Below are 5,132 nucleotides of genomic sequence, written 5' to 3'. Positions count from 1 at the left end.
AGTCCCCCGCCCGGAGTGCTGACCGGGCGGGGGACTGCGGTTGGTGTCAGCGTTGTTCGGGTAGTGGGCGGTTGAGCCAGTCGGTGTAGAAGGTTTCGAGATCTGGGAGGAAGTCGAAGACGATCGGGAAGCCCGGGGGTGCTGCTTCCACTTCGAGCAGGGTCGTGCAGCCCGGGCAGAGGAACTCCCGGATCTCCATCCACTCCGGGTCGCAGGCGAGGCGGCCCGGGTAGATCTCCTCGATGCTCTCCCGGTCGCCGCGGACCCGGATCAGCGCGTCGAGCTTCCAGTTCTGCCGGTAGTCGCCGAATTCCTGGCCGCAGTCGCACTTGACGATCCGGCCGTGCTCGGCCTGCACGATGTAGAGGTGCTCGCCGATCGGCAGCAGGATCTCCTCGGGCCAGTCGACGCGTTCCTGCAGGATCGCGCGGTAGACCTCGAAGCGGTCGTCGTCCTTGTAGGAACTCATGATCGTCCTGGTCGCCGGCCAGGGCAGGCTTCCGTCGATGAGGTCCGCGACAGTGGTCTTGTCGTAGCTGGGCATGAGCTCTCCCAATCCGGTGGGGCGGGCGCGGGTCAGCGGTCGGAGCGCGGGGCGAACTCGAAATCCGCTGGTAGTGACCAGAACTCGCGCATCTCGGCGGCGAACCGGTCGGACATCGTCATGCTGTCCCGGTACATCTCGCGCACCTCGACGGCGAAGTCCTGGTCCACGACCCGCTGGCGCTGCTGCGCGATCCACTCCCGCGCCGGCACCGCGTTCGCCGACCGGTCCTCGCGGATCCGGCGGCGCCGGGCTGCGGTCCGCTCCGCGTCCACCGCGCAGCTGCGCGCACCGGACTGCACTACGACGCCGTACACCGCTTCTGCCGACTGCGCCGTCACGTAGCCGTTGGCGACATCGCGGGCCACCGAGTCCGCGTCCCGTTCGAGCGGGTCGCCGTAGCCGCCACCGCCGTTGTAGGAGTGGGCGAACACGTCGCCGTCGCGCAGGGGTTCGGCCAGGTACGGCCCCTCCACCACGTTCGGCGACCCCGGGAGCAGCTTCTCGATGTCCGTCTCATGTGGATCGTCGCCCAGCGAGTGCGGCAGCGGGGCGCGGTTCGCGGCCAGGTCCTTGATGTTCGCGTCGTGCGAGGCGTAGTGCAGCTGCACGGTCGGCGCCGGGTAGCCGCCGCACATGCCCGCGTTGTCGAACACCCGGCTGGAGTGCTCGGAGGTGGCGATGATGAGCTGCGGCGTCTGGTTCACCACCCACAGCGACTCGAACCCGGTGCCGCCGCGGTACCGCCCGTAGCCACCGGAGTTCGGGCTGATGGTCCGTCCCAAGTAGACCATCGGCATGTCCTGCTCCCAGATCTCCATGTTGCCCATGTCGGATTCCGGGTTCCAGCCCACGTAGGCGGTGTCCAGACCGTCCTTGATCGCCAGCGCCCCGCTGCCCGCGGCAGCGCACTCGAACAGGGCGATGCCGAACATGCTGCCGTACTGGCTCTGCCCACCCATCTCGATCATCGGGCTGTTGACCTGGCCGACGAACACCTCCTCCTTGAAGCCGCGGCCCAGGAACCCGCGGCTGAGCATCCGCTGGAAGCAGCCGAAGGCGGGCAGCAGCAGCGCCCACGAGGTGGCCGTCGCCGCCGTCTCCACCTGCGGATTCGTCCAGGTGCCCGGTGGCAGGTTCATGCCGGTGGCCAGCCACGCCCCGTCGTTGACCTTGCCGTCGAAGTTCATGTGCTGGGTCAGCGTCACGAACAGCCCACCGTCCATCCCGGCCGGCGTGCAGTTCATCGAGTGGTAGCCCCAGGAGTTGGTGCCGTCGAAGTCCAGGTGCAGCTCGCCTGCGGCGGAGATCTCCATCTCCATCGGGATCGCGTACAGCCAGTTCTTGTTGCCCAGCGGCAGCACGCCCTGCTTGCCCTCGGTGACGTGGCCGAAGAACGTGTGCCCGCGGTAGCGGCCGGGGACGGTGAGCTGGCGGACCCGGGCGAGCTGCGCGCGGCGGCCCTCCTCGATGAACTCCTTGGTGGCCTGCTTGTAGTAGTCCACCCCGATCTGGTCGACCAGCTCCAGCAGCTGCTCGCGGACCTCCAGGCAGGCCGCCACCTTCGCCTTCTCGTCGAGCACCCAGTAGATCGGCATCCGCAGGTTGCGCTCGAGGCGGATCAGGTAGTCGCGGCGCAGTTCGTCGTTCTCGCCGACCTTCTCCGCGCAGACCATCAGGCCCTCGGTGAAGCGCTCCTGGGACAGCGCGACGTCACCGCCCGGGGTGATGCCGCCGACCTCCAGCTCGTGGCAGACCGCCGCGACCCAGCCGATCAGCTCGTCCTCGTGGAAGATCGGGATCACGTCGATCACGTCCGGCGCCTGCACGGTGCCGATGAACGCGTCGTTGTTGGCGAAGATGTCGCCGGGCCGGATCTTCGGCGAGTCCTCGTAGTCGTTCTGGATCATCCACTTGATGAACCGGCTCGCGGTGTGGACGTGCACCATGATCCCGGTGGACAGCGCGATCGCATCGCCTTCCGGCGTGTAGATGGCGACCACGCTCTCGCCGACCTCGCGCACCCCCGGTGAGGCGGAGATCCGCCGGGCCATCTCCCGGGCGGAGACCACCATCGAGCGGAGCTTGATGTGCAGGCTCTCGTACTTCATCGGGTCCTGGTCGCGGAGCTCCAGCTTCTCCACGCCCGAGTAGCAGCCGGTCTCCTCGAACAGCCGCTCGCCGTCGAGCAGCTTGTCCTTCAACGTCTTCGCAGCGGTCTCGGTCTTCTCAGCAGCAGACATCGAGTCTTCCTCGTTCTCGCCGAAGGGTTCGCTCACGCGTGCTCGTAGTGCAGGATCGTCCACTCGTCGACCCGCACCCGGTCCCCGGCGGGGATGACGAGGGTGGTCGCGGGGTGCTCGATCACGGCCGGGCCGGCGATCTCGTTGCCGGGGCGCAGCAGGTCCATCTCCCACAGCGCCGCGTCGTGCCACTGCCGCCCGTAGTACATGGACCGGGTGCCCTTGGACGCCTCGCTCGGCGGGGTCTTGCCCTCCAGGGGCTTCCGGGTCAGCTGCGGCTTGATCTTGTCGACCTTCGCCAGCAGGCCGAGCTCGGTGATGCTGTGCCCGGCTTCGCTGTACTGCGCGACCGGCCGGTTGATCGCGGTGTAGAGCCGCTCGAACTCCGCGACCATCGCGTCGAGATCGCCGTCCGAGCCGATCTCCTGCAGCTTCAGCGGAACTTCGACGTCCTCCAGCTGGCCGGTGTAGCGCATCATCGCGAACATCTGCAGCTCCACGTCGGCGGGATCGTGGCCTTCCTCGGCCATCTCCCGCCGGGCCGCGTCCTGCAGCGCCTGCCACACGGCGTTGATCTCGGCGGCCACTCCCCCGCGGTGCTGCTCGTCGCCGTCGGGCGGCAGCGCCAGCTGCACCGAGCGGCTGTAGCGCCGCAGGTAGTCCGCGGTGGTGCAGCCGAACGCCGAGAACGCGGCGGCGAACGGGAAGGTGAGGATGCTCTTGAAGCCCAGCCCGCGGCTGTACTCGGCCATGTGCAGCGGACCGGAGCCGCCGTAGGCCATCAGCGAGTACTCGGTGGGGTCGACGGCGCGGGCCGAGACCATCTGCCGGATGGCTTCCCTGGCGTCCATCTCCAGGAGGTTCGCCATGCCTTCGGCGGCCTCGTACAAGTCGATGCCGAGCGGGTCGGCGACCTTCTCCTTCAGCACCTGCTTGGCCTTCTCGACGTTGAGCTTGACCTTGCCGCCGAGGAAGTAGTCGGGGTTGAGCCGCCCCATCACGACGTCGCAGTCGCAGACGGTGGGCTCGGTGCCGCCCATGTCGAAGGCGACCGGGCCGGGTGTGGAACCGGCGCTCTCCGGGCCGAGGCTGACCTTCTTGGTCAGCGGGTCGACCTTGATGATGGTGCCCGCGCCCGCGCCGATGGTGTCCATCGCGATGGTCGGCAGGTTCAGCTTGAACCGGGCGAGCGTGGGCTCGTTGTCGATCGGGACGTTGCCCCTGGTGATGGCGCTGATGTCGAAGCTGGTGCCGCCCATGTCGCTGACCACCACGGAGTCCGCGCCGATGATGTCGCCGACGTACTTGGCGCCCAGGATTCCGCCCACCGGGCCGGAGATCATGGTTTCGTGCAGCCTCGGGTAGCGCACGCCGGCCAGCCCGCCGTAGGACAGCACGGTCTGCACGCCGTAGCGGAAACCCTGGTCCTGGCAGGCCTTTTCCACGCCGATCAGCTGCTCGCGGCTGCGGTCGGCGGCGTAGGCCTCGATGACGACGCTGTTGAGCCGGGACTGCTCGCGGACCACCGGCCGCACCGCCGAGGAGAGGTAGATCGGCAGTTCCACCCCGTGCTCGGCGAGCGCGGTTCGCGCGATCTCGGCGATCTTCCGCTCGTGGGAATCGTCCACATAGGAGAACACGCAGCACACGCAGATCGCCTCGACGCCCTGCTCGAGCAGGTCTTCGACGGCGCTGACCACTTCGTGCTCGTAGACCGGCGCGACTTCGTTGCCGAACTGGTCGATGCGTTCGGTCACGCCGTGGACGAGGTTGCGCGGTACGAGCGGTTCCGGGTGCTCGTGGGTGACCGCGTGCAGCCGGTCCGGGTAGGAGTACCCGGCCCAGGCCTGCAGGCCGCGCCCCATCAGCACGGCGTCTTCCATGCCGCGCGTGACCAGCAGCCCGACGCGCCGCCCGGTGCGGGACAGCAGCGAGTTGAGCATGCCGGTCCCGGAGTACAGCACGACCGCCAGCTGCTCGAAGGTCTCGCGGGAGGCCAGGCCCCACTGCTCGGCGGCGTCGGCGGCGGATTCCAGGAAACCGATGGATTCGTCGTGCGGTGTGGTGGAGGCCTTGCCCACCGCGAAGTGCCCGTGCTCGTCGACGAGGAGGGTGTCGGTCATGGTCCCGCCCGCATCGATGCCCAGCACGAGAGGTCGGAATTCGTTCACAGGCTTTCCCCTTCAGGTGTGCGCCGACCCGGCAACCCCAAGATCTACGCACTGCGCAGTCGATTAAAGGTTCAGCTATGCCGAGGTCAGGGAACGGACAGGACGATCTTGCCGTTGGCCTGGCCGGTGCGCAGGCGGTCGGCGGCTTCCACCGCCCGGTCGAACGGGAAGACC

At 68.2% G+C, this 5,132-nt stretch carries 3 protein-coding genes; all 3 read right to left on the bottom strand.

Annotated features, from left to right (window positions below):
- Window positions 1-46: 46 nt before the first annotated feature.
- Genes ABTZ89_RS35540 through ABTZ89_RS35530 form a run of 3 tightly spaced genes read right to left on the bottom strand, consistent with a single transcriptional unit; the run spans window position 47 to window position 4,958 of the window.
- Complete coding sequence (locus ABTZ89_RS35540; RefSeq protein ID WP_270947770.1) at window positions 47-544, bottom strand: acetone carboxylase subunit gamma; 498 nt, start codon at window positions 542-544, stop codon at window positions 47-49.
- A 32-nt stretch (window positions 545-576) separates the two neighbouring features.
- Window positions 577-2,787, bottom strand: coding sequence for a hydantoinase B/oxoprolinase family protein (locus ABTZ89_RS35535; RefSeq protein ID WP_351053245.1), 2,211 nt, complete (start codon window positions 2,785-2,787; stop codon window positions 577-579).
- Between the two features lie 32 nt (window positions 2,788-2,819).
- On the bottom strand, window positions 2,820-4,958 hold the full coding sequence (locus ABTZ89_RS35530) for a hydantoinase/oxoprolinase family protein (protein WP_351053242.1): 2,139 nt from the start codon (window positions 4,956-4,958) through the stop codon (window positions 2,820-2,822).
- Window positions 4,959-5,132 lie beyond the last annotated feature (174 nt).

This window comes from Saccharopolyspora sp. NPDC002686, assembly GCF_040295745.1.
In the GTDB taxonomy this organism is placed as follows: domain Bacteria; phylum Actinomycetota; class Actinomycetes; order Mycobacteriales; family Pseudonocardiaceae; genus Saccharopolyspora; species Saccharopolyspora oryzae.
This window is presented reverse-complemented; position numbering and strand designations above follow the sequence as displayed.

Coding starts and splice junctions, on each gene's coding strand:
- ABTZ89_RS35540 (WP_270947770.1), bottom strand. CDS start 544: ATGCCCAGCTACGACAAGACCACTGTCGCGGACCTCATCGACGGAAGC.
- ABTZ89_RS35535 (WP_351053245.1), bottom strand. CDS start 2,787: ATGTCTGCTGCTGAGAAGACCGAGACCGCTGCGAAGACGTTGAAGGAC.